The organism is Pusillimonas noertemannii (assembly GCF_003096595.1).
In the GTDB taxonomy this organism is placed as follows: domain Bacteria; phylum Pseudomonadota; class Gammaproteobacteria; order Burkholderiales; family Burkholderiaceae_B; genus Pusillimonas; species Pusillimonas noertemannii.
The window spans coordinates 278,195-303,281 of record NZ_QEKO01000002.1 but is presented as its reverse complement, the minus strand read 5'-3'; the positions used below and the strand labels follow the sequence as shown (position 1 = coordinate 303,281).

Sequence of the window (25,087 nt, the reverse complement as noted above, 5' to 3'; positions counted from 1 at the left end):
TTGTAACGCAGCCCCACGCAAAAGCGCCAGTCTTTATTCCAGGCATGGCCCCCACCATGAGCAGTCGAGAGATTGCCGAATTGGTTGGGTCTCGCCATGACAAGGTGAAGCAATCCATAGAGCGCCTGGCCGAGCGTGGCCTGATCGTTCAACCCCCAGTGGGGGACGAACACGATACCGATTCAATGGGCCGCCCGCGCGCGACGCGCGTGTACCTGATCGGTAAGCGCGACAGCTATGTGATTGTGGCCCAGCTTTCCCCGGAGTTCACCGCCCGGCTGGTTGACCGCTGGCAGGAACTGGAAAGCCAAGTGCGCGTTCCTGGCACGTTTGCCGAGGCCCTGCGCCTGGCAGCCGAGCAGGCCGAGCGCATAGAGCAGCAACAGGCCGCCCTGACCGCCGCAGCGCCCAAGGTTGAGTTCGTAGACCGCTACGCGACCGCCAACGGTAGCAAGGGCTTCCGTGAGGTCTGCAAGCTGCTGGGGGCGAAAGAAGGCCATTTCCGGCTGTTCCTGATCGAAGAGAAGGTTGCGTACCGTCTGGCCGGCGTCCTGACCCCGTATCAGAACCATATTGACGCCGGGCGCTTCGAGGTCAAGACCGGCATTTCCAACGCAAACGAACACGCTTTCAATCAAATGCGCTTCACGCCCAAGGGCGTTACCTGGGCCGCTGGTGAGTGGGCGAAATACCGTCTTCGGCGGCAGGAAGAGGCGGCATAAATGCGTGATTACTCAAAGGTTAGCCCGAAGTTCTGGATCGGCGCGACAGGCAAACGCATGCGCGCGGCTGGGATGGAGGCGCAGATTGTTGCCATGTACCTGCTGACCAGTCCGCACGCGAACATGCTGGGCCTGTATTACTGCCCGGAAATGTTCATTGCGCACGAAACCGGGCTAGGCATGGAAGGGGCATCAAAGGGGCTTCGTAGCGCCATCGAAGCGGGGTTTTGTGAGTATGACGAGGCTTCGGAGGTGGTGTGGGTGATCGAAATGGCGTCATACCAGATTGCCGACTCACTCAAGCCCGCCGACTTGCGGGTAAAGGGCGTGCATAACGAATACATGTCATTGCCCTCAAACCCTTATCTGGCGCGGTTCTTCGAGAAATACAAGGACGCTTTTTGCATGACAGAAAGCCGTGAATTGATCAATCCGCCGCAAGCCCCTTCTAAGCCCCTTGCAAGCCAGGAACAGGAACAGGAGCAGAAGAAAGAACAGGAGCAGGAACAAAGAGAGGCCGCCGAAGCCGGGGGGAATCCCAGCAACCCGGAGGGCCTGCCTGCTGAAAACGACCCGCCTGCTGCTGCGCAGCCGGCCCCCCGCGCTTCATCCCCCAGGGGATCGCGACTGCCTTCCGACTGGAAGCTTCCCAAGCTGTGGGGCGAGTGGGCGCTTGAAGACCAACCCGACTGGGATGCTGACCGCGTTCGCCTGGAGGCCGACAAATTCCGCGACTACTGGGTGCCAAAGACCGGCAAGGACGCCACAAAGCTTGACTGGCTGGGTACGTGGCGCAACTGGGTGCGCCGGGCCGCAGAGAGCCGCCCAGCGCGAGGCCGGGCCGGTACAGGCGGGTCAAGCGCGTTCGACCAGAGCATGAAAGCCGCCGAAGAGGCAAAGAAGATGATTTTTGGAGAGAGCCATGCAGCCTAAAGACTACGACGATTTTGTGATGATCCTGGGCGCTACGGCTGAACTGCTTGCGCCTACCCGCCCGCTGTCGAACATCGCTATCGGCATGTGGTGGAACGTCATGAAGCCCTACGACCTGCCGGCGGTGCGCCAGGCGTTCGACCGCCACATGCACAACCCGGACTCGGGCCAGTTCATGCCGAAGCCGGCGGACATTTTGAAGATGATGACCGGCTCCACCCAGGATTCCGCGCTGGCGGCGTGGTCGAAGGTGGACAAGGCCGTGCGCCAGGTCGGAACGTGGGAGAGCGTGGCGTTCGATGACGCCCTGATCCATCGCGTGCTGGAAGACATGGGCGGCTGGACGATGCTGGGCATGAAGACGGATCACGACTGGCCGTTCGTTGCGAAAGAGTTTGAGAACCGTTATCGCGGCTACCGCATCCGCAACGAGACCCCGGAGTACCCGCCTGTGCTGATCGGCTTGGCCCAGGCGCAAAACGCGCAAGAGAACCGGGAAAGCCAGGCCCCTGTGCTGATTGGCGACGCGACCACGGCAGCGCGCGTGATGCAGGGCGGTACCGCACAGCCGCGCTTGGGCTTTGAGCGGGCGAGCGCGGGCGACGTAGCGCTGCTGGCCGCACCAGAGCAGAGGGCGGCATGACATGCGAACTGACCGGATATGTCTACAACAAGGCTTGCGTCCATTGCATGGTGCGCAAGATCAAGAATTTGCGATCAACCACGGCCCCGCGCTTCGCCAAGCAGAAGCAGCTCGAAACCTTCGAGTGGATGGGGGCGCATATGGCCGGCCTGGTCAAGGAGGAATTGAGAAATGAACTGCAAACCGGGTGATATGGCCGTGGTGGTGAGGATCGGGGAATGCCCGACGCCCGTTCATGAGGCTGTCATGCGCGCTGTGATCGGTCGGATCGTCACGGTGGTTTCTCTGTACGACCGCCAGGGCGCGGCAACGTGGGCCATCAAAGAGCCGTTCTGGCTGAACATTCGCGGGGTCGGCAAAACCCTGGTGACTGGCATTGACGACAGCGTGCTGCAGCCCATTCGCGGCGACAAAGCCCCGCGCGCAACGGAATCGCCGAAAACCTTGGAGGCCGCATGAGCACGAACGCCGAACTGCTGGCGCAATCGCGCTATGCCAAGGCCGGGGCGCGCCAGAACCTGCAACTGACGCCCGAGCAGTACGCCAAGCATCAGAAGCTGGTACGCCAGGACAACGCCCGCAAGCGCTTCCAGGCGCTGGGCCGCCTACCCAAGGATCGGATGAACAAGACCGAGGCCGCGTACTCCCAGGTGCTTGAGGCCCGCAAGCTGGCGGGCGAGATTCTGGACTGGAAGTTTCACCCCATGAACGTGCGGCTGGCCGCCGGGGTGTTCTACGAGGTGGACTTTCTCGTACTGACGGCTGATCTGCAGGTACAGATTCACGAAACCAAGGGCGGATACACCACGGACAAGGGGCAGATGAAGATCCGCCTGTGCGCCGAGGCCCTGCCCTGGTTCGCCATGTTTAAGGTCAAGAAGCTTTCCGCCAAAGACGGCGGGGGCTGGAACATCGAGGGGTATTGAATGGACGCGCTACTGGTGGTGGTCTCTGTGGTTGGTTGCAGCGCCTTTGCTGTGTGGTTGCCGTTCGTGCTGTGCCGCGCGGTGTCGAAAGTTTGGAGGAAGCGATGATGTTTAACCTGTATGCCGCTTGGTATCTGGAAGCCTGCGCCGTGTACGGTGCTTACTCGCTGGGCGTGTTGTCCGCAATGTTTGGGGGTGGTCATGATTCGAAATAGGCTCACAACCGCCCGCCGGCAGCCCGCCGGCAAGATCGAGCAGGCGACCATCGTGAAAACCATCGGCCAGCGTATGCGTCAGGCCCGGGAACTGTGCAACCTTTCCCAGGTGGAGGCGGCCCGCCGCTTCGGGTACTCGAACCCGTCCAAGTTGAGCAAAATCGAGGGAGCGACAGACACCAACAGCGTGCCGCTCTGGATCATCGTGCGCGCGGCCAGCCTGTACGAGGTGAGCATTGACTTCCTGTTCGGGGCATCCGATGACTGGGAGACGGGGGCGCGCATGACGCAAGAGCGCGAAGTGTCGCAATGGATGTTCAACGCCTGGGAGGCAGCACGCCGCCGCGACATGGAAATCCTGCGTCTGATCCACAACAAGGTACAGGCCATGGACGAATCGGTGGCGGCCATGGTTGCGTCGGGCATGGAGGCGCAAGCGGCCTTGACCCGATTCCATGAACTGAACCCCGGGTTCATCGACATGCGCGCCGGCAGTCGCTTGGAGGGGGCCATTACCCGCGTGAAGGATGCAGCGGACTCCGCCCGGGCCAAGATGAAGCGGTTTCGCTGTGAGGCATCCATAGCCGCCACGGAAACCAATCAGTTGAAACTCTTTGCGCAGCAGAACCACCATGGCAGCTAAACCGAAGCTTTCCCCCGAAGAGTGGGGGCAAATCCGCGATACGTGGGAGGCAGACCCACGGGATGGCTACACATGGCTGGTGCGGGAGTTGGACTTGCCGGTATCTGCCCCGGCGGTTCGCAAGACGGCGGTACGGGATAGCTGGGCTAAGAAAGGGGCCGCCCAGGCTCCCAGCGCCCCGCCAGCGCCCGAAAAGGCCCCGGCCAAGGGGAAGGTATCCCCCAAGGTATCGAAGGTTTCTAAGGTTTCTCAATCGAAACCGGAAACCGTGAGGGAAACCATCGAAACCATTCCGCAGAATAGTCCTGCGCCTGAACAAGAACCGACCCAGCCGAATCCGGTAGGACGGCCCACCCTTTATCAGGACGCATATGCCGAGCAGGTTTACAAGCTATGCCTGCTCGGCGCTACCGATGAAGAACTGGCTGATTTCTTTGGGATAGCGGTATCGACGCTGAACAATTGGAAGCTGGCGCACCCTGATTTTGTGGAGGCCCTAAAAGCCGGGAAGTTGAAGGCCGATTCCGAGGTAGCCAACAGCCTGTACAAGCGGGCGCTGGGTTACTCGCATCCCGAGGATGACATTCGGACGGTTTCGGTGGGCGACGGCATGAGTGAGATTGTCATCACGCCGACGACCAAGCATTACCCGCCCGAAACCACGGCGGCCATTTTTTGGCTGAAAAACCGTCAGCCCAAGCAGTGGAAGGACAAGGTAGAGATTAAGGAAGAAATCAACGTCAACATTTTCCCGCCCAAGGAAGAGCTTGACGCGATTTATGCGAAGACGCTGAAAGAGGCGGAAGACGTTGAGTTCAGGGTTGTTGAGGGGCGCATGGAGCGCTTGGGTATCAAGTTTGATGGCGATGTAGAGGATGGCGACTAAGCGGTTATTGCTACCAGAAGACCCGCGCTGGACGCTTTTTTGTGAACGCTACTCCGGCAGTGCCGAGCGGTTCGCGATTGAAGTTCAGGGCATCCAGGCGTCATCCCAGCAGCGCCAGCTATACGGGAGCGTGTCGAAATCGCGCTCGCGCACCTCGGTTGCTTCCGGCCACGGCACGGGCAAGACCACCTCCATTGCAAACATCGTGCTCTGGCACATGCTCTGTTACCCCATGTCCGTCACGCTGCTGACGGCGAACGACATGGATCAGTTGAAGGCCACGCTCTGGAAGGAAATCGGCGTGGCCGTCGAGCGCATCCGGCGCGGCCCTCATGGCTGGATTGCCGAGCATGTCGAGGTCATGGCCGACGCTACGGCGCGCATCAAGGGGTTTGAGCAGGTATGGTTTGCCGAATCCAAGACCGCCAACGCCAAGACGGCGAACAAGATGGCGGGCCGGCACGGTGAATGGCTGCTGATCATAGGCGACGAAGCCAGCACCCTGCCCGACGAAGTGCTGACCACGCTGTCGGGGGCGCTGACCGAACAGCACAACCGCATGCTGCTGACCAGCCAGTTCACGCGCAATGCCGGGTTCTTCTGGCGCACACAGAACGAATTGTCCATTGCCAACGGTGGCGAATGGAACAACATGACGTTCAGCTCGTTCGATTCGCCGTTCGTGAGCGACGCCTCATTGCTTGAGTTGTGGGGTTCCTACGATGACGACGAACGGCGGGTACGCCTGCTGGGCCTGTCGCCCGAAGATTCCAGCAAGCACATGATGAGTCGTAAGGTTGCCGAGAAAATGTACCGGCGGGGGCGGATCATCGAAGACAGTGAGCCGTGGGGCTGGCTGGCGACGGGCGACATTGCATCAGGGGAAGGTCTGCGCGACAAGTCGGCCAACGTCATCATCCGGGTTATCGGCTATGGCGACATAGGCCCCGAGGCCCGGCGCGTCGAGGTGGTGAAAATCCCGCTCATGACGAACCGGATACGCTCCAACGTGTTCGCCAACTACATGATGGACGAAGCCAGCGACCTACCGGGCGTGACGCATGTGGTGGACTCCGGCGGCCTGGGTATCAACGTGTGCCAAGACCTCGAAGACGCCAACAAGGTCGTTCACCGCGTCAACTGGGGCAATCCCTGCTTCCAGAAGAAGAACAAGGATCGCTACCTGAACCTGCGCGCCCAGGCCATGCACCACGCCGCTCGGGCCGCCAAAGAGGGCCGGCTGTCCGTCCTGACGCAAGACCACAAGATCACGCTGATCAACCAGTCGTCGCGCATTCCCAAGACATTCACCGACAAGGCGCGTATCCGCGTGCCGCCCAAGCATTCGACCGAATGGGAAGGCCTGGCCTCCCCCGACTTGTGGGATGCCATCTGCTTCGCGTTCCTTGAGAACGTCAGCTACATCGTGAGCGATGGCAATGCCGGCGGCGCGGAAGCGTTGGCCGATGACGTGGCGGCCAAGGCCGGGGATGCCTTCGCGGACGTGTAGGTGGGAAATTTGAAGGTTTCCATGGTTTCCCGGCGGGCGATCATTGCCGTATAGATTGCAAAGGAGTCCGCCATGGGAGCGACTACGCCCGTTATTTCGTACAACCTCAAGGAACGGGGCCGCAAGTATCGCGGCAAAGAACGCCATTTCAACATCAAGGCCATCGTGGATGCTGTCAACAGCCCCGAGGCGCAGGAACGTGTCGCGAACCGGGATATGACCGGCTTTTTCGGTCACTGGCCCCGCATCCGCTTTGGCATGAACCCAGCCGAGGGCGGCATTGCCGAGGGCAAGGTACACGCCGTCGAGCCGGCCATTGTCACCACACTGCTGCGCGCGCACCCTGACGGCACGATTGAGCACCAGGCGGAATTCCTTGATACCGCTACAGGCCAGATTGCCGCACGCATGTACAACAGCAAGGTGGGCGGCTTTTCGTCGGCCATTGACCCGAGGCGGCCGGAATTCTTCGGCTTCGACTATGTGAACGAGCCGAACTACTCCACCAATCGCGGCTATGCGCTGGACGATGTGAACGGCATGACGTACGACGATGTTGTCCTGGCCGAGCAGAACGAACAGAACGCGGCCATGCTCATGCTGCTGGACAGCGCAAACCATGCCCGCGATATGGCGCTGGAATCGCTGGAACGCCTGCAGATCGAAAACGAGCAGTTGCTGTCCATCCTGTCATCGCGCGGCCAGGACGTTTCCGTGCTGGACAGTGCGGCGATCTCGCCCGTGGCCGTGTCAATTTCCGGTATCGACCGCATGAAGCGCGACGCGGCGGCCTTCATGGGGGCGGAGAAACTGCCCGAGTTCATCGAGCCGCAACAGGAATCCCAGCCGGATAACCCGCTCTACCACCGCCTGCTTGGCAAATTCTTGAGGTAATCGCATGTTTGAGCCGGTCAAGGCGGCGTTTGGCGAGTTCATGGGCGGCTACTACCGCTCATTGGCTCCGACCACAAAGCCGATGCACGAATACGTCAATCGCGGGCTGGACAAAAGCATTGCCTGGGCACCATCGCGCATGGTGGACGCCATCGAGGACATGCTTGCAAGCTGGCAGCGCAACGACACCGACAGCGCCCCCACCAGGCCGGCCAAGATGCCGGTTGTGTTCGTGGCTATGGCCCGCGACTTGTCCGCGCCGTCGCGTGACTTCACTACCCAGGTGGCCGACGAATTGAGCGTCATCATCCCGGGCGACCCGAAAGAGCGCCATTTCAAGCTGCGCACCCTATCGGGCGAGATACGTACGCAAGTGGCGTTCTGCGCCGAAGACGAGCCTACAGTCAAGTCGCTGGCGGCCCAGTTCGGCCTGTGGCTTGACTCGCCCGTCAATCGGCGCTTCTACGCCGGCTACACGTTCGCAGGGATTGCCAAGCGCTGGCCGGTTCAGATTGAAGACCCGGGCATGGTGGCTATGGGCATCCAGACCGACAGCAAGAACAAGAACATTCTGGCCGTGGACGTGACGCTGCGCGTGACGGTGCCGCTTTTCAGCGCCCCCAAGGATGGCGAACCGAACGATGGCAAGGGAACCGGCCCGGACGACCCAAGTGGATACCCGCTGGTTGTGGCCGTCGATACCTACCCTGGGGAATTGGCATGATCCTGATCCAGTCAACCGTGTCCGGGTACGGCGGCAAGCCGGTATCCCTGTTTTCGGCCTACGACCCGGACGCCGAAGTGCTGGCCGTATCCGTTGAGGCGGATTACCGGCGGGAACGGCGCGAAAACTGCGTTGTGCTGACCAATGACCTGACCGTGCCGCGCGATGGCCTGTTCACCGAAGACGACATGCAGGACGGCATCAACGCCTTCTTTTCCCTGAAAACCGGCATTGCCTCGGACGGCAAAAGCCCGCGCCTGACGTTCGGCGCGCGCGCTGGGCGCTCTGACCCGTCATCGGTGATCGAAAAGGACGGCGTTGATATGAATGGCTTTCGCTACCGAATATCGGACGCTGTGACGTGCAGCCAAGTGGCCGCCGTCATGACCTGCTGGTATGCGTACAAGCGCGCCGGCACCCTGCAAAGCATGTTCGCCATGGTCGATTCCCTGAACGGCATTGGCGACCGCCTGAACGCGGGCGAAGTGATTACCTTCTAGGGCGGCCATGATTGACCAAGACACCAACGCCGCCAAGAACTTCTATCGCATGGTGCGCGATTTCGCCCAGCGTACGAAGCCCTGGGAACAGGCGATTTTCTACGAGACCAAGCCCGACGAAGTTTGGGATTTGTCGCTGGTGTCGCAGCGCGTGTATGGCCGCCGTGATGAATTCATGGTTATTGCCGCCGCCGCTGGCCTGGATGCATTCGACCGGCCATTGGCCCAGCAGCGCCTGACCCTTCCCAATGAGGGGCAGCTATACGCGCTCAAGCGCCGAGCCGGGTTCGAGACGCGCGGCGATTACCGGGAAGACGGTAAGCCCACATGGATGAATGACTGATGGCGACCAATCAAAACGGGGGGCGCTCCGCTGGCTCATGGATGGGCAAGCTGTACGGCTCCGCTACCGAGGCCAAAGAGGCAGCCGCGTTCGACAAGGCCCGCCGGGCTGTCGCTCAAAATATCCTGAACCCGAAAGAGGTTGTGGGCGAATACGACGCCGGGCGCGTGCTCATGACCACGCTGGGGGGCGAAGTCCGACCGATCAGCGCCGATGACCTGGCCGTATTCCGGCAGAACATACGCACGGTGCAGCGCCATTTCAAGGGCGGAATACGCGCGCGCCAGGTGCTGGATATGTCGCTTCCTGTTGACCGGGAGCGCGCCCAGCGCGAGATACGCATGGCCGTGCCAGCATCCGCCAGCAATGGCCGGGTGCGCTTCGTGACGAATGCCGGGCCGGACTCTAACGTGTCGCGCCACCACGTCGCCGTCGAGTTCATGAGTTACGGGGCGGCGGCATCGGCGGGGGCGAAGAATCCCAAGCAGGCCGCCAACTGGCTACGCAAGCAACCGCTCAAGTTCGATTGCGACTGTGGCAGGCACACGTACTGGTTTCGCTACATTTCGACCATTGGCAGCTTCAACGCTGGCCGGGCCGAAACCGGCTTCCCGAAGATCCGCAACCCGAACCTTCACGGCGTCGGGTGCAAGCACGTCCTGCGCGTCATGGCTGAAATCGAGTCGTCGGGTACGGTGCTGCTGTTCCTGACCCGCCTGCTTGAGCGTGCGCGCAACAGCGACGAAAACAAGGCCGTGCTGCGACAGACCCAAAAGGAGGCCGAAGAGGCCGCCAAAAAGGGGCGCGTGCGCGACATCAAGACCACGGAAGACAGGCGCAAGGCCGCCGCCATCGCGCGCGAGCGCCGGGCCTTGCAGGACGCCATAAGCAAGGCACCAAAGCCAAAGAAGCTAACGGCGGCCACAAGGCGAGCAAAGCCATCGGCGGCAGGATTCAACGCAGCGCAGATTGCCCTATTTAAGTCTATGGGATTGTCAGACGAACAAATAGCCTTGGCCGCAGCGGCAGGCAGCAAGTGAGGTAAAGGATGCTTACTAATGTACCGCAGGGCGTCAGCAGAATGGCGCGCAATGTCATCATCAACCACCCCAATACATTCAATTGCCAGGTGTTCAGAAAGAGGGTGACACGCCCCGGCCCCGAGTCGGGCGGCATGCCGACCATGGGCGGGCTGGCCGTCATGAGTTCGGACGATGAAGAGCAGGTCAAATGGGAATTCATTGGAAATGGCTACACGATGCAGGCAGAGCAGTTCAATCCGTCCGTCATGATGGACAGAATGGATGCGAACAACAACTCGGGCGATGAATTCCGGTTTCTGATTGAGCCAGCAGAAGCGCCTGGCATGCCAAATTCGTTCGAGGTTAAGAAGAATGATGTTGCCTTGATCATGCTTGGTGAAGGGGTGCGGGTTGCCTATGAGGTGGTGCAGGTCGAGACCACCATCAACATCCCCCCTTATGTTATGCGCTATGTCATGAATCGACGCGGAGACATGGACACTTTCAGTGCGCTCGATTTCGAGCCAGGCCCAGGCGCAGAGCCGCCCTCGGGCGAACCTGCCCCATAGTCCTATCAATATCGGAAAAAGCCAACTTCCCGCGCCAGTCACGCGGGAAACAATTGCAGTCAGTCGGAATTGTTCCGGCGTCTTCTGCATTTGAACTTTTCCGATAAGGATAGAAAACATGACTAAGCGAGTGCATCAGGATTACTTCAAGCGCGAAACCGCCGAAGTATCCCAATTTGTTGCAGACCTCAAAGACAACTCCGCCCCCAGCGGTGTGTTCGATTCCGCCGCCGCCGAGGATTTCATTACCGAATCCGCCAGCCGTGGCGACTCGAAGATGCCCGAAAAGCTGGCGACTGTGCTGGATGAAGTCGGCGGCGAAGGCAAGATCAAGGTTACGCGCGCGATTCTCGACGGCATCAGCGCCTTCGAGGGCCAGCACGGCACCGAACCCTCCGCTGACGTGATCGAACAGGCCATCCATTCGGCCTACGCCACCACCGACGATGCCCGCCGCCGGTTCCATCTGGACTCGGCAAGCTCCGACCACCACGACCAGATTTCGCTGCAGCCGAACCGGGCTGTTATCGCGATCCTGTCGGCCATTGGCGAGGCTATCCCCTTCGCCCACTACCTGCCGGCTGATATTGGCTCGAACGAGGCCATTCTGGCGATCATGACGCATGACGCTGGATCGACTCACGGGGCGTACGCGGAAGGCGCAATCATGGACGGCACCCACTCGGGCGACTCCTACATTTCATCGTCTCGCGTCCACAAATGCACCATTGCTGTGGATGGCGAAGGCGAACCCACCGGCGCTATCACCGGCAAGCTGACCACCGTTCAGGATTCCGACGAAACCTGCGCGCCCGCATCGCCCGGCGTCAAGCTGCTGCGCGGTCGCTCCATCGTCTACGTCAACGGCCTGGTGGTTGGCAAAGAAGTCGATTCGTCCGGCACCGGCAATTCGACCGTTTCCGGCACCACCGTCATTGAAGGCACCACCTACCTGATTGGCGGCTCCATCAATACGGATACCGGCGCTATCGCCCTCACGTCCACCCCCGCGCTGCCTGTGTCGGTTCCTGTCCACGTTGAGGGCTTTATCGACTACGAGCGCGACCCGAGCGTTACGCCCCGCATCATTTCGTCCGTCAAGACCTTCCGCCTGAACGCCAAGCCGTGGCGCGTCATTACCCAGCAAACCATCGACAGCCGTACGCAGATGGCTAACGAACTGGGCCTTGACCCGTACAGCGAAAGCGTTATCGCCATTCAAGCGCAGTTCGGTAACGAGCGCCACTACGAAACCCTGTTGAAGGCCAAGCGCCTGGCGCAGAACAACCAAGTCGATTTCGATTTCGACTGGGACGGCCAAAAGCAGGAAAAGACCCTTGCGCAGATTTGGGGCGACTTCGCTTCGATCCTGGCTGTCGTTTCCCAGCAAATGGCTATCGACACCATGAACCACGGCATCACGCACATTTATGTCGGCAAGAACATCGCCGCTCAATTCATGTCGCTGCCGCGCGAACTGTTTGTGCCGTCTGGCGTGGTCGAGCGCCCGGGAATCTTCCGTGTCGGCACGCTGTTTGGTCGCTACGAGGTGTACTACACGCCCAAGGTTGTTGTTGAGGGCGACACCACCGCGCAAATCCTGTGCATCGGACGCGCTACGGACGTTACCCGTAACCCGTTCGTGCTGGGTGACGCCGTGCCGCCTACCGTGGTTCCGCTGGCCGTCAATCAAGACCTCAAGACCGGCGCTGGCTTCTACGCCCGCAACTTCACCAGCGTCAACCCGCACGGCCCATCGGCTCGCGGCGCGGCCATGATCAACGTGAAGAACCTGCGCCACTAACCCGCAAAGAGAAAGGAGAACCCAATCATGACCAGCAAAGTTCAATTGGGCGCTCCTTCCCTTACCGGGAAGGACGCCAACGATGTGGTAGCCGAGGCCTTTGCCGACGCGACGTATCCCGGCAAGTTCGAAATCGTCAACCTGATGCCCCGCAACGTGACATTCCCCGAGGTTGGGGGCCTGTTCCTGCGCAACGTGGCAAGCCGAAAGCCGGACGTGAAGGCTGTCGTGACCATCGCGGATCACGACCAGTTGCAGCGCCTGGCGTCGAGCGTCGAGCAGATTGCGGAACTGAACAAGTACGCCGTTGCCCTGACCATCGAATCGCTGGAAGCGCCCAAGGCTGCACCTGTCGTTGCTGAACCGCCTGCCGCCCCCGTAGCGCCCGCTGCGGATGCGCCCAAGACGGATGAAGGCGGCGAGAACAAGGCCGAAGGCACTGGCGAGGCTCCCAAGGCCGATGATCAGGAGGCCGCCAAGGCTGCTGAATCGAAACCCGCCGGCAAGACCACCAAGGCCGCTGCCGCAAAGAAAGGGGAATAATCCATGAGTACCGCCTTCGTACGTCAGTTGGGGGCGGAATCCGGGGTGCAGCTTAATCCGCTGCGCGATAACTCCGAAATTCCGTCTCAAGACAATTCGGATCAAGTATTCGGAATCATGATGCGCGCCACCCGTGGCCGTATCGACAAGCCTTTTGCGGTTGATCGCGGCAACGTCTTCAAGCGCCTGGGCCGTGGTGAGCCTGTTCGCGTTTCGGCGCTGAACAAGGCTTGGATTCAAGTGGTTGAGGCCGTGAACAACGGCGCATATCAGGCCATCGTGCAGCGCCTGTCCACCGAAAACGCCAAGATCAAGTATCTGGTGGCCTCGGTTGGTGCTGGCGCTGTCCTGACTGCAACTGTTGCCGCCGGCGCGGTGACGGCGATTGAAGTGACCGAGGGCGGCTCCGGCTACCTGGCCGTGCCGACAATCACTGTGGGCGGCCCGGGAACTGGCGCGCAAGTGTCCGTTACCGTGGAAGACGGCACTATCGTGTCCGCCTCTGTGGTTGCCCCAGGCTCCGGCTACACCGTTGCGCCCGAACTGGGCGTTTCGTCGGAGTACAGCTTCGCCGCCCAGGATGAACTGCCCGATGGCCCGTTCTTCTTCGCCCTGAAACACCTCGAATGCTTCAATGATGGCATCAAGGTTCAGTTCCGCGCCGAAGAAAAGACCGAAGGCGGTATGCCCGTCGAGAATGGCCGCATTTCCCTGCGCGTCCTTGACCGTGACGATGTGGCCCTGTTCGAGTTCGAGGGTTCGCTTGACCCGGACGCCAAGGATGACTACGGCAACACCGCCTATCTGCCTGACCTGATTTCTGGCCAGACCGATGCGGTGGAGTTCTTCGTGGGCGCGATCCGCACCGTTCAGCCCGATAGCGCGGCCTATGGCTACGATTCCAACTTCTTCCCGAAGTGGGCATCTTCGCCGGTTCTGGTCTGCTTCGAGGAAGGCGGCACGGGCTACACCACCCAGGACTACATGCGTGCGCGCGAGTTGCTGCAATACACGCCGTTCAACTACGCCTACATCAGTTCCGGCATGACCGAAGCCCCGGCCCTGCTGGCGCAAAAGGCGCAACTGGCGTTCGACACGAACCGCCAGCTTCGTTTTGACGTGCCGGGCAACCTGAACCCCGAGGCGGCGGTTGCTTTTGTCGAGCAGTTGAACATGGGGGCCAGCCTGACGGCGCACCTGATGCATGCCTTTTGGGCGCCGCTCAAGTCCGACGACCCGACCGGCGTGAACGGCAAGGACTTCTACGGCTCCGCCACCCTGAATATCGCCTACGCATGCGGTCGAAATGCGCAGACCGATACCAAGGGCTTCGCGCCGAAGAACTACCCGATTGCCGGACGCGAATGGCCCATCCGTCGCACGCGCGTTACGCAGACGTACACGCCGCGCGATCAGGAATTGAACGCCCTGGCTCGCGCCAAGATCAACCCGGTTATGTGGGAGGTCTATACCGGCGGCGGTCGCTACGTGTTCCGCGATTCGCTTACGTGCGCCCTGGTGGACAACAGCCTCAAGAAGCTGATTTCCGTTGCTGACATGTCTACGAGCATTGACGATGCCGTGACACGCTTCAACAAGGACACGCTACAGCTTCCCATGAGCGTTGCCGTCAAGCGCATGCGCGACTACCTGAAAGTGCTGTTCGATGGTGCTACGTCCGCCGGCTGGCTTGTGGCCTCCGACGACCCGGCCATGGGCGGCATGTCGTACCGCTTCGATGTTCGCCCGAACGAGCAGCGCCCCTATGACCGTATGGACGTGTCGTATTGGCTGCGGTATGACGGCGTGGCTCGCCAAATCTTCACCACCCAAACCCTCAATCGTTAAAAAGGAAGCAAAGAAATGAGTATCAACGAACTTTTGCGGGGGGCCATGATGCGGCCCGCTAAACCTGCGGTGGTGTTGGATGACACCAAGAAAAACGATGGCCCCACGCTGTCCGGGGCTGACAGCTACGCGGCCAAGGACATTACGCTGCGCGCCGTCGCTACCGTTCACCAGTGGGTCGAAACCGACGATCTGGACGAAGGCGAAACGATGGCCGACCGCCTGTTGGCCTTGCTTGTCGGCATTGCCGATGAAAACAAGGACGGCGAGTTGTCCGAAGACGAATACGGCGTGCTGGAAATTGCCGTAAACGCCGTGGGCGACTATCTGGAAAAACAGGGCGTGGCCGAAGATGACATTGACGCGCTTCTGAATGACTGGGAAGGCGACGTTGCCGACCGTGTGCGCGATCTGGTGGCTACCACGCTGCCCGAGGGCGAAGACGCGGCCAGCGATGACATTGACAGCTTCGTGTTTGGCGACGACGAGCAAGAGGCAGTGCTTGACGCCACCTACAAGAAGACGTTCGCCATTCGCAAGGGCAAGAAAACCCGTATCCGCAAGCGCGTGGCCGGCACCATTCGGCTGTCCGCAAAGCAGAAGATGGGGCTGCGCAAGGCTCGCATGAAGAGCCATAACGCGGGGGCCATGATGCGCCGGGCGAAGTCCATGCGACTGCGCCGCAAGATGGGCATCTAAGCCCTTGCAGGCAGTGTAGACCGGGGTGTCCTGCATATCGTAGGACGCCCCTTTTATTTTGGAGTTCGCACCGTGAGCATAGTAGCCAGCCTGACCCCCGCGCTTTCGTCGCTATGGGATGGCCTGAATCCCCACCTCATTGCATCGTTCTATCAGGTAGACCGGCAAGGCAAGCGCATTGACAGCGCCATTACCGTCAAGGCTCCGCTGGTCGAGGCTGAAATGGAAATCAGCCTGAACTGGCAAAGCCCGTTTGAGCAGTCCGGCCCCGAGAGCAAAGCGCCGGCCTTGCTGGCAATGCTGCAATCGGGAACGCTGCAGCCGTTCGTTGACGCGGTACTGGGAAAGCCCAAGGAGGGCGAGCAGGCCAGCGGCGCACAGAAGGCGTCCGCCGACTTCCTGAAACAGTTTGAGGGCCGCACGGGCATTACCAAGCTGAACAGCACCCAGGTATTTACCGGAATGCCGCCAGTGAAATTCTCGGTTCAGGCGCTGTTCCGGGCCTGGCGCGATGCCGCTACCGAGGTCGAAGCGCCGTTCGAACAGTTGATGCAATGGTCGCTGCCTGAAAAGCTGTCCACGGACGGTACGGTGTTGCCGCGCCTGGTGGAGTCGGCCAAGGGCGAAACCGGATCTATCGAAGCGCTTTTGCCGTCGCTGTCGCCGGTCATGATTGCCCTGCAATACAAGGGTCGAACCTTCGCGCCACTGGTGATTGAGTCCATCGGCATGCCGCTGTCGTCGCCCATTGATGCAGACGGGAACTTTGTCGAGCTGCTGGTGCCGATGACGATATGTTCGCTGACGGCCCTGGACAAGGAAGACTGGGCGAACGTGCGCAAGGTGGCAATGTAAGGCAGGAAAAGCGCCCCCAGTGCGCGGCGTGCGCGCGGCCATGATGGGGGTGTCGCGGCTATAGGTAGCTCCCGAACCCGGTCATTGCCCGCCCGGGGTGTCGCGACTTTCTAGCGGGCGCATGGGGCAATCATGTCACACCTGAATTTCCCGGTACTGCGCACCAAGCGCCTTACCATTCAATTGAAAGAGCTATCCCTTGGCGAATCAATCGCCGTGGCCGGAATGCCGGTACACCTGAATGAGGCCATTGCAACCGCGTTCCTGCGGACTGCGGCGTCATCGGTCAAGGGCGAGCAAGACCCGGCCAAGTGGACGGTACAAGAGCGCACCTTTGCGGTCTGCCACTATCTCGCGTGCGTGCGCGATGACGGCCCCGACTTCTCCCTGGGTGACAACAGCAAGTATTCCGACTACTTCGATGGCGAGTCCGACATTTCCCAGGCCGTGCGCCTGGTGCCGGTTGGCGAAATCGGGGGCGACGCCTGGAACGTGCGCCACCTGACCGGCGGCATGGCCGAGTCGATAGAGCGCATTGCCGGCCTGGTGGACGGGATCGGCGGGCGCTTGCACTGGATGCTGGGGCAGATGGCCGCCCAGCTTGTGCGAGACGGCGAAGAAACGCCCTTGCCCGAGGATGGTGAAGGCGAGTTCGATGACTGGCTGGCTACGCGCATGAAGATCATGGCGGGATTCCCGTCAAGCGAATTCGAGTTGATGGTGTACGCCTTCGGCGAGGGGCGCGACAAGCTGCACCACCTGTTCCGCATGCACTACGACGATTCGGGCCTGCTTGCCATGCCAAAGGAGGGGGCTGCAGCCGGACTGCCGCCCGCCCGATTTCCGGTACGTTCCGGCCTCGCGAGCATCGTGCTCCAGTTGGTCTGAATCCCTGGTGGAACTGGCCGCCAGTCTGACCCTGTACGCGAACACGCCCATTACCGAGGCCATGACGATGACGCCATCCATGGCAAAGGCATTCTTTGACGGCAAGCCATTCTCTGACTGGAAGCGCGCCAGGGAGGCCGACGCCAAGCTACAGGCGGCCATCGTCAACCGTCTCAATGACGTGATACGCGGCCTGGGAACGGTTGCCAAGGCGGCGGGCGGTAGGCGGTAGCGTCAATCCGCCTAGATCGCCCTGAATCTGGAAAATCAACGGGGTTCCGGCCCGCCCCGTTGACTACAGTTTGAGCACCAACACCTATTCCGTATTCAATCACCAAGGGCGGCCACCATGACGGTATCCAACGCTAATTACTTGAAGCAGTTCCATGACGCCGGCCAGGCGCTGGGCGCGAAGGTAATCAACTCCGACTTCACCCTCGAAATCGAGGGTTTCGAGCAGAACTATTTGCTGTGCAAGCAGGCCCCGTGGCCCGAGCTTTCGCCGTCCGGTGAAATCGAGGTGCCTACCCCGCTTGGCGCGGCGGCCTGGGAAGCCCAACAGCTTAGGGTTAACCATCAGGGCCAAGTCGCCTTCATGGAGACCGTGGCCGGCTCTATCGATCAGATGCTTGTCGATATTATCGCTGGCGGAGGCAAGTTCAATGCCAAGGTCTACGAGGGTACGCCTCAAAAATACCTGAACATGAAGCGCATCGTGGATTGCTTCATGGTCATGGACAACCCCGACCGTGACTGGGAGAACCGTTCGCAGGTTCTGCTTTTCAACGGCACGATGTTCTACCACTACTTCGGCGAGAAAGAAGCCGGTAATTCGAGCGATTATCGGTAATGGCAACGCTGGACGAACTGGCCGCCCGTTTCTCTGAAAAGGAGCGGGAGGCTGGGAACATTCTCGGGGATGAAGCTGTCAAGGCCCAGGCGCTGGCGGCAACGCTCTTCTATTACGGGTACGGATACTTGACTTCCGCCCCCGAGACTGTTGACGGCGAGACGGAAATCAGCGATTCAGAATGGGCGCTTATCCGCCCACTGTTCCTGCTGTACGTCGAGCGCGAGACCGCCTTGCAGCTTGAGGCGTCGCGCGGGCTGGGCCTGGACGTGTTCGGGCGCTCCGCTTCCGAGATTGCGGCGGACATAAACGCCATGGAAGCGGAAATGCCGCGCCGAGCGTTCTATCAGCCCATCATCACGGTGTAGGCCATGCTGGTCTACCTCGAAAACGGCAATCAGGTACGCGGCGACATTATCAAGTCCGCCGTGGCCCGCTCCGACATGGCCCCGGTGCCGTTCACGTTTGAGGCCGATATTCGGGCGGACGAAGAAATGCGCGCGCACCTGGCCGAGGGCAAGACCATGACGGTAGGCCGCGACGGTGATACGGTGCGTATCATCAAGGCGCAGCGCGTCGTAGGCCGTGAGGCCCAGGGCCAGCACGATAGCGGCGCAATCCGCGTCACGGCGCTGCTGGATGCCTGCCATCAGGCCTCGTTTGTTCGCCAGCGCGCCATCATCAAAGAAAACTGCACCCTGCTGGAAGCGTACCGGGCCTGTGGCGCGGCCGTGAAAGGCATCGAGAACGATTTTCAAATCCCGCGCTTCTATTGCCCGGTGGGCCAGACCCCTACGTTTCAGGTTGCCCGCGTCCTGCAAGAGGAAGGCGGCACGCTTCGATGGAAATCCGGGCGTCTACGCTTCTATCGGCTGCCCGACCTGATCAAGCAAGCGCCCGTTACCGCAATCCCTGACAACGCCATTGAAGATGTGGACAGCGGCTTTCTTGAGCGCCATCTTGTGCCGTGGTTCTTTTCGACCAATGACGCGGGGGCGGCTGTGTTCGGCAACCGCGACAAGCCCAGACTGGCCGCGTACGCGCCATTCAAGAACGCGCTTCGACTGCGCAACATGACACGCTGCCTGGTGCTCAAGAAAACCGCCAAGCTGGGATTTTCTGCCCAAATCAACGCCGGCGACGTGGTGAGCGTGGCCTCTGAAAAGCCGCTTGTCGTCATCACGGCGGCGCATGTGTTCGAGAACAACGTGGACGGCGACGGTAGCAACCAGTATTCCCGGCTATGGCTGGGAAGCGTGGAGGAATGAGCGGTGGAAATAGGCCTGATGCCGGGCCGATACCCGGCGATTGTTCGCTCGTACGATGCCGACCGGCGCACCTGCCGGGTTGAGATACCGGGCCTGACGGACGGCGGCGACGTGCTGCCCGAGGCTGAAATCGAGTATTCCATCGGCGACAAGTCGCGGGCCGGCGCAAACACCACCGAAATCGAAATCACCCCGGGCGATCCTATATGGGTGGCCTTCATTGGCGGCGATCCGCGCTATCCGATCATCACGGGATACCGCAACCCGCAGGCGGGAAACTCTACAGGCTGGCGGCGCTGGCACCATGCAAACATGGAGTTGTTGGCCGAAACGCTCATGCGGATGATTGCGGGGGGCGACTTCCTGATCAAGTCCGGCACGCATGTCATTGTGCAAGCGCCCAGCGCCACCATTGACGCTGCCGATACCCACGTAAAGGGGAACATGCTGGTTGATGGGGCCATCGTCGGCAAGGGCGGCATGGCCGTATCCGGCGGCTCCGGGGTCTCTGTCGAGGGGAATATCGGCGTCAAGGGCAATGTCAACGCAACGGGCGACATTCTCGCAGACGGGGCAAATAGCAATCACCATAGCCATTGAGGGAACCATGAAGAACATTCTATTTTCGTTTGAAGACATGTCCACCAAGGACAAGGCCGCCAAGCAGGCCATCAAGTATTTCGCGCGCGCCGGGGCCAATGTCATCGCCCAGGACGTGTCGGCCAGCCCGAAGCGCTCTTCCGGCGTGAGCTACCGCGAAATGACGCTGACCATGAGCGATTCTCAAAAGGTCGTGTTTCGCATCAAACAGTCTGGCGACATATTCCAAGTGCTGGTGAATGGTTCGGTGCTGCCGATCCGCAATCAGGACGATCATGTGGCGGCCATTGGCGAAATCGTCAAGTCGCTGGATGCCGGACGCTCCAAGTTCCAGAAGAAGCTGGCGCGCGCGCTGGTCAAGCTGCCGCCCAGCGTACGTACTGCCGCGCCACGCATGGAGGTGGCCTTGACGCAAAAGCGCGACGACCTGAAAGAGGCCATCGCGGCGGTGCGCGGTGAAATCGCCGCATTGAACGCGCAGCCCGCATAGGCGGAAAACGTACCCCTTTCCTGCGGGTGCAGGGCCATACGATTCTGCTATGGCTACGACACCCGCAGACTCCCAATTCCTGACCATCGAGAGCGCCTCAAATGAAGGCGCTTTCGGCGTTAACCGGCTGCCTGAGCCGACCGACGCACAAAAGAAGCCGGGCAACTACAAGATGGGCCGGTTCACGCTCTACGGCCTGCCTATCGTCATCGAACAGCCGCGCAACTCATACCGTACCGGCGTGTCGGATGCCGGCAAGCGCTGGGTAAGCCGCATGGCCGCCCATTACGGGTATGTGGGCGGAACCAAGGGCGCTGATGGCGATGCCGTGGACGTGTTTGTGGGCTACTACCCGCAGTCCGAAATGGTCTATGTCATCAACCAGTATTGGGATGGCCGGTTCGATGAACACAAGGTCATGCTTGCCTTCCCCGATGAAGAGGCTGCGCGCAATGCGTACCTGGGTAGCTATGACAAAGGCTGGAAGGGCCTGAAAAGCCTTATCCCTTGCTCAATTTCTCAATTCAAGTGGTGGCTCAAGAATTCCGACTTGAGCCGCCCGCTATCGGCTGACCAATTGCCTTTCGAAGGACTAGAAGACATGAACCGCAAACTTCAATGGGATGACAACGCCGCCCCCCTGGGCGTGACTCTGGATCGCGTTCTGTATGACGTGCGCCGCAATGACGCGGGCGGGCTGTTGCTTGACTCCGTAACCGTGGCCGAGATTATGGACGATGCCGATAGCGTCATGACCCTGGACGCGCTTGTGGTGCCGTTCCAGCGCCTTGAGCGCCAGATGAACATCATTCGCAGCGTCATGGAGCGCGCCGGCCAGACCGTGAAGCCTTCGGCCTTGCAGATTACCGAGCCGTTCAAGCAGCGCGGCACGGCCAACGTGGCCGCCGTGTTCGAGCTTTCGGACGGCCAAACCGTGTCCGTGTTTTTCCATAACCCGGACGTAACGCCCACGCGCATTGCCCCGACCGATGAACTGGTGTCGTGGAAGTGGATGCTGAACAAAAAGGACATAACGATTGTCGTTGCCCCCGAGCGCGGCAATGATCTGAATGTCCGGGAAGTGGCGCGGCGCATCATGAAGCTGGCCGAAAAGAACAGCGCGGCCTTCGCGCGCGCGAACGCCCGACGGGCCGACCGCATGCAGTCCATCGAGGGATTGAAAACCGAAATCGCCCAGCTTGAAACGGAGCTGACCCAGGCGCAGCGGGAATTGGAAGTGGCGAAGATCGCCGCCGAAAGCCGCCCCGTCCGGTCTGCCCGCGTCGTGTGGGAGGAATCGGTTCTTGAGGCCATTGAAAGCGGCTGGAGCATGAGCCGTTCGGATGCGCAGGGCGCAATTGAGGTCAATCCCGATGCCGTGGATGCTGAATGGGTCAAGCAGAGCAGCCCGCAGGATGCTGCGCGCGCCGTCATGGGGGCAGACCCGGAACCGGCGGCGGCCCCGGCAATCGACTGGTCTAAGGCCAGCGAAATCGACACGCAAGAGAAATTGCAAGCGCTTGGCGTGGCGCGCATTGACGAAGTGGGCGCGGAGAACGTGTACGTCGAAAAAGACGGCGTGCCGTACTTCTTTAAGCCTGGCAATGCATCAAGGTATGCGGTTGGTGAGCATGATTTCAGCAACGACCAGACGTTCGCGCCCATCGAAGAGCCGCACTACTCGGTGCAAATACTGGGCATGCTGGTTACGGCGCACGGCTGGACGCGAGAAAACGAACTGTCGGTTCAGAAGGACGTTGGGGGCGCTACCGCCGGCGGCGAACTGAATCCGGGCGGATCGCGCATTGTCTTTGGCGTGTTCAATTCCGGCAATCAGCGGTATCTATCCCTGGAATCAGGCATGGAGACCGTATTCGATATGGATTGCCGCGATAAGGATGCAGCAGAGGCGGCGAAAGAGTTCAACGCGAAAACCGAGGCGTGGGCCAAAGAATCGGCTGCGGCTCCGGGTACGCTGAAACTTGATCAGCCCGAAACGCCGGTCAAAACGGATCTGTCGTATCGGGCCGTGGACGGAATGTTCACGATGTTCTACGCGAACACGAAAGCCGGGGAAGATGCCTGGCGCGAGCTTGCAGAGCAGACGGATGGAACCGCAAAGGTTCTCACGCAACACGCCGAAGAGACGGCGAATCGGATGCGCGCGGCTGGCTACACTGTATCCGAAGACACCACCAGCGTTGCCGATATTGACCCGGATGCCTTGCTTGCCGAACTGGCAGAAGCGGCCGGGGAAAAGACCGAGGAAACGCCAGCGGACACGCCCGAGAATGAGCACCAGGCGCTTATTGATGCCTACATCAAGGCATGGGGCAAAGAGGCCGAGCGTATAAACGCCCTGGTGGCTTCGGTAGATATTGAGGCGATTGCGGATTCAGAGCAGGCCAAGGCCGAAGAGCGCCGCTTGGGCGATGCCGTAAACCCGAGGGGCGAAGACGGCTACATATTCCGGGCGCGCGATGCACTTGAGGCCGCCGGCATCAAGTCATGGGATTCCCGCCTGTCTATCTTGCACGATACCCCTGAATACGCCGCCAACAGCGCCGCCAACCAGGCGTATCGCGAATTGGTTGACCGCCTTCGTGCAATTGCGAAGGAAAAGCTACAGGAAGCGGGCGCGGCGGAACTCGCCGCATTGCCTGATGACGCGCCGCTGGCCGGTGCCGCCATTGCCATATATCGAAAGCATGGTATTGAGGTGGGCGGGCGTAGCGAATGGATTATGCGCCTTGTTAATGCCATTGACGGCAAGGATGCGGATTACCTGCGCCGAATTCTTGCCAGTGTTGGTAGCGACAGAAACAAGGCCAGCGCAGAGGTATTTGCCCGATCAACCGGCATCAAGCTTGGCAAGACCCAAAAAGAGCGCGCCCGCCAGATTGACGAATGGGCAGGAATATCGCCTGAACAGCGCGCAGAGATTCAAGCCAACAAGGATGCCGAGCGCAAGGCGAGCCGAGACCTTGAAAATGTGAAGGACGGATGGGCGTTCCTGAACAGCGTGAAGGTGCAAACAGATTCCGGCATCGTTACTGGCCAGAAGTTCGTCATTGATGCGTTTGCGGAAGGCTATCAAGAAATCGGCACAAGCAAGCGTGGCGCTGCGACCACGTACGGCATGAAAAATGGCAACGCCTTGCGCACCGTTACGCGCGCCAAGGCCTTCAATGCGTTTTTCCGCGATGCCGCTATCTTTGGTGGCCTACGCCAGGCGCTGGAAGCCGTGGGCGCTGACATTTCCGCCCCGGTTGACGAAGACGCCGAAAAGGCGGCGTCTGTTGATGCCGCCTACCAGTTCGAGAACGCCTCAAAGGAGTTCAAGGCCTGGCTAAGCGCCTCGGTGGATGAATCCGACTATTCGCCATTCCAATCCGCACGGGTCATGGATGAAGCCGCCAAACGCCACGGCGCAAGCGTCGAATGGGGATTCTTTGGCGGAACCGTCCTTGACGATGTGGGCCATGCCGTGGCCCAGCTTCAAGTCGCGCTCGATGTGGTGGAGAACAATGCGCCGATCAATGCCGCCGAGGGCAATGCCGAACAGGCGGCGCTTGAGGAAGACGTTGCCGCAAGCATTCGTGAAGCCATGGACATTCTGGCCGAATTCGCCGTTGACGAAGGCGAGATAGGCCAGACCTTCGCGTCCGATGGCGAACCGTTGGAAGAAATCGTAGAGCATACGCCAGATGCTGCGCTGGATTCGGCGGGCGAACAGTCGTATGTCGGCAAAATCCGTAAGGGCGGCAACGTCATCGGTCGAATCGACATGGGCGGCGACGGCAAGGCCATGGTGTTCGTGGGCGAGGATGGCGGCGACCGCGTGAAGACGCCGAGCGGCATCACGGCCATGTATTCCGATGACGATGCGCCCAGCATGATCGACTGGCTCATTGCCATGATCGAAACGCCAGCAGACCCCAACATTGGCCGCGAGTGGGATTCAACGTATGGCCGCCAGCGTATTGCGCAGCGCATTCAGCACCCCACGGGAGACATGTATGAGGTTGAGACCCTTGGGGGAGACGGCAGCGGCGAGGTTCGCCGGTATCGCGTGGACGATATAGAAGACACGATCAAGACGGACGAATACCGACTGACGCCTGAATATGCGGCAGAGCAGGCGGAGGCCGAAGAGACCCGACGCCTTCGCGCAGAAAGAGACGCCAGAGCAGCCGAGCAAGCCGATAAGGTCAACGCAGAGATTGCCGAATTCACCAGCGGCATGACGCCCGCGAACGCCGAGAGGACAAGGCTGGCGCTCGTAGCGCAGGTAAAGAGTGCCGGGGCTGTCATTACGCGCAAATCGCTGGTGGATAGCCGCGTAGCTGACGGCTACAAGGTCGTTTCCCATGATGGCCGCCGACGCTTGGAGGCGGAAGACGGGCGATACCTCGAAGAGCGGCAAACCACGAAGACCGGCATGGACTATGCCGCGTTTCTGATCGCGCGCGCAGAGGCCCAGGCAGAACCCCAGGCGGAAGCATCGGGAGAGGGTCAGGCGAAAACGTTCCTTCAAGCTGTGATTGAAGGAAAAACGGACGCTTTGGACGGCGACGTACCTGCGAAGCTTGAGGCCATTCGCAATGAAAACGCCGGTAATCAGGAAATGGAGGCCCTTTGGGCTGACGCTACCCGCGCTTACATCGCACAGATGACCAAAGCGGCCAGCGCCGCCCTTTCTGGAGCCTAAC

Annotated in this window: 28 protein-coding genes; all 28 read left to right on the top strand. The window is 60.5% G+C overall.

Annotation, left to right across the window (positions count from 1 at the left end):
• The first annotated feature begins 44 nt into the window (after positions 1-44).
• The 28 genes from C7440_RS08465 (at position 45) to C7440_RS08330 (ending at position 25,086) form a co-directional block, all read left to right on the top strand.
• Positions 45-722, top strand: a complete 678-nt coding sequence (locus tag C7440_RS08465; RefSeq protein WP_243410871.1) for a phage antirepressor KilAC domain-containing protein — start codon at positions 45-47, stop codon at positions 720-722.
• Positions 723-1,655 carry a DNA-binding protein gene (locus C7440_RS19965; protein WP_180064385.1) on the top strand — a complete coding sequence of 311 codons (933 nt, stop codon included), beginning with the start codon at positions 723-725 and terminating at the stop codon, positions 1,653-1,655. It abuts the gene before it with no gap.
• The gene (locus C7440_RS08455) at positions 1,645-2,298 is read left to right on the top strand and encodes a DUF6475 domain-containing protein (RefSeq protein ID WP_116518186.1); all 654 of its coding nucleotides are present in this window, start codon (positions 1,645-1,647) and stop codon (positions 2,296-2,298) included. The genes C7440_RS19965 and C7440_RS08455 overlap by 11 nt, the downstream gene beginning before the upstream one ends.
• On the top strand, positions 2,295-2,489 hold the full coding sequence (locus tag C7440_RS08450; protein WP_116518185.1) for a hypothetical protein: 195 nt from the start codon (positions 2,295-2,297) through the stop codon (positions 2,487-2,489). The genes C7440_RS08455 and C7440_RS08450 overlap by 4 nt, the downstream gene beginning before the upstream one ends.
• Positions 2,470-2,757, top strand: a complete 288-nt coding sequence (locus C7440_RS08445) for a hypothetical protein (protein WP_133244277.1) — start codon at positions 2,470-2,472, stop codon at positions 2,755-2,757. Before C7440_RS08450 ends, C7440_RS08445 begins: the two co-directional genes overlap by 20 nt.
• The gene (locus tag C7440_RS08440) at positions 2,754-3,224 is read left to right on the top strand and encodes a hypothetical protein (RefSeq protein ID WP_243410870.1); all 471 of its coding nucleotides are present in this window, start codon (positions 2,754-2,756) and stop codon (positions 3,222-3,224) included. The genes C7440_RS08445 and C7440_RS08440 overlap by 4 nt, the downstream gene beginning before the upstream one ends.
• A 267-nt stretch (positions 3,225-3,491) precedes the next feature.
• Positions 3,492-4,082, top strand: a complete 591-nt coding sequence (locus C7440_RS08435) for a helix-turn-helix domain-containing protein (protein WP_165832503.1) — start codon at positions 3,492-3,494, stop codon at positions 4,080-4,082.
• Positions 4,072-4,968 carry a hypothetical protein gene (locus C7440_RS08430; RefSeq protein ID WP_116518182.1) on the top strand — a complete coding sequence of 299 codons (897 nt, stop codon included), beginning with the start codon at positions 4,072-4,074 and terminating at the stop codon, positions 4,966-4,968. The genes C7440_RS08435 and C7440_RS08430 overlap by 11 nt, the downstream gene beginning before the upstream one ends.
• A complete protein-coding gene (locus C7440_RS08425; protein ID WP_207775392.1) occupies positions 4,958-6,478 on the top strand; it encodes a hypothetical protein in 1,521 nt (506 codons plus the stop codon). The genes C7440_RS08430 and C7440_RS08425 overlap by 11 nt, the downstream gene beginning before the upstream one ends.
• Before the next feature lie 72 nt (positions 6,479-6,550).
• Positions 6,551-7,372, top strand: a complete 822-nt coding sequence (locus tag C7440_RS08420; RefSeq protein ID WP_116518181.1) for a hypothetical protein — start codon at positions 6,551-6,553, stop codon at positions 7,370-7,372.
• Between the two features lie 4 nt (positions 7,373-7,376).
• Positions 7,377-8,096: a hypothetical protein gene (locus C7440_RS08415; RefSeq protein WP_116518180.1), complete on the top strand. Its 720-nt coding sequence runs from the start codon at positions 7,377-7,379 to the stop codon at positions 8,094-8,096.
• Complete coding sequence (locus tag C7440_RS08410; protein ID WP_116518179.1) at positions 8,093-8,596, top strand: hypothetical protein; 504 nt, start codon at positions 8,093-8,095, stop codon at positions 8,594-8,596. Before C7440_RS08415 ends, C7440_RS08410 begins: the two co-directional genes overlap by 4 nt.
• Positions 8,597-8,603: 7 nt before the next feature.
• Entirely contained in the window at positions 8,604-8,939 is a 336-nt protein-coding gene (locus C7440_RS08405) for a hypothetical protein (RefSeq protein ID WP_116518178.1), read from the top strand.
• 41 nt (positions 8,940-8,980) lie between these two features.
• Positions 8,981-9,979 (top strand): hypothetical protein, encoded by a 999-nt coding sequence (locus C7440_RS08400; protein ID WP_116518177.1) that lies wholly within the window; start codon positions 8,981-8,983, stop codon positions 9,977-9,979.
• 41 nt (positions 9,980-10,020) lie between these two features.
• Positions 10,021-10,530 (top strand): hypothetical protein, encoded by a 510-nt coding sequence (locus C7440_RS08395; RefSeq protein WP_116518176.1) that lies wholly within the window; start codon positions 10,021-10,023, stop codon positions 10,528-10,530.
• Positions 10,531-10,648: 118 nt separating this feature from the next.
• Positions 10,649-12,334 (top strand): hypothetical protein, encoded by a 1,686-nt coding sequence (locus tag C7440_RS08390; RefSeq protein WP_116518175.1) that lies wholly within the window; start codon positions 10,649-10,651, stop codon positions 12,332-12,334.
• Between the two features lie 27 nt (positions 12,335-12,361).
• A complete protein-coding gene (locus C7440_RS08385; RefSeq protein ID WP_116518174.1) occupies positions 12,362-12,877 on the top strand; it encodes a hypothetical protein in 516 nt (171 codons plus the stop codon).
• Positions 12,878-12,880: 3 nt separating this feature from the next.
• Positions 12,881-14,725, top strand: coding sequence for a hypothetical protein (locus C7440_RS08380; RefSeq protein ID WP_116518173.1), 1,845 nt, complete (start codon positions 12,881-12,883; stop codon positions 14,723-14,725).
• A gap of 15 nt (positions 14,726-14,740) precedes the next feature.
• Positions 14,741-15,424, top strand: coding sequence for a hypothetical protein (locus C7440_RS08375; protein WP_116518172.1), 684 nt, complete (start codon positions 14,741-14,743; stop codon positions 15,422-15,424).
• Positions 15,425-15,496: 72 nt separating this feature from the next.
• Complete coding sequence (locus tag C7440_RS08370; RefSeq protein WP_116518171.1) at positions 15,497-16,279, top strand: hypothetical protein; 783 nt, start codon at positions 15,497-15,499, stop codon at positions 16,277-16,279.
• Positions 16,280-16,411: 132 nt separating this feature from the next.
• The gene (locus C7440_RS08365; protein WP_116518170.1) at positions 16,412-17,167 is read left to right on the top strand and encodes a hypothetical protein; all 756 of its coding nucleotides are present in this window, start codon (positions 16,412-16,414) and stop codon (positions 17,165-17,167) included.
• A 7-nt stretch (positions 17,168-17,174) separates the two neighbouring features.
• A complete protein-coding gene (locus C7440_RS08360) occupies positions 17,175-17,399 on the top strand; it encodes a hypothetical protein (protein ID WP_116518169.1) in 225 nt (74 codons plus the stop codon).
• A gap of 117 nt (positions 17,400-17,516) precedes the next feature.
• On the top strand, positions 17,517-18,017 hold the full coding sequence (locus tag C7440_RS08355; RefSeq protein WP_116518168.1) for a hypothetical protein: 501 nt from the start codon (positions 17,517-17,519) through the stop codon (positions 18,015-18,017).
• Entirely contained in the window at positions 18,017-18,385 is a 369-nt protein-coding gene (locus tag C7440_RS08350) for a hypothetical protein (protein WP_116518167.1), read from the top strand. The genes C7440_RS08355 and C7440_RS08350 overlap by 1 nt, the downstream gene beginning before the upstream one ends.
• A 3-nt stretch (positions 18,386-18,388) precedes the next feature.
• Complete coding sequence (locus C7440_RS08345) at positions 18,389-19,285, top strand: hypothetical protein (protein WP_116518166.1); 897 nt, start codon at positions 18,389-18,391, stop codon at positions 19,283-19,285.
• A 3-nt stretch (positions 19,286-19,288) separates the two neighbouring features.
• Positions 19,289-19,885, top strand: coding sequence for a hypothetical protein (locus tag C7440_RS08340; RefSeq protein ID WP_116518165.1), 597 nt, complete (start codon positions 19,289-19,291; stop codon positions 19,883-19,885).
• Between the two features lie 7 nt (positions 19,886-19,892).
• Complete coding sequence (locus C7440_RS08335) at positions 19,893-20,375, top strand: defense against restriction DarA-related protein (RefSeq protein ID WP_116518164.1); 483 nt, start codon at positions 19,893-19,895, stop codon at positions 20,373-20,375.
• Positions 20,376-20,424: 49 nt separating this feature from the next.
• Entirely contained in the window at positions 20,425-25,086 is a 4,662-nt protein-coding gene (locus C7440_RS08330; RefSeq protein WP_116518163.1) for a defense against restriction DarA-related protein, read from the top strand.
• Position 25,087: the final 1 nt, after the last annotated feature.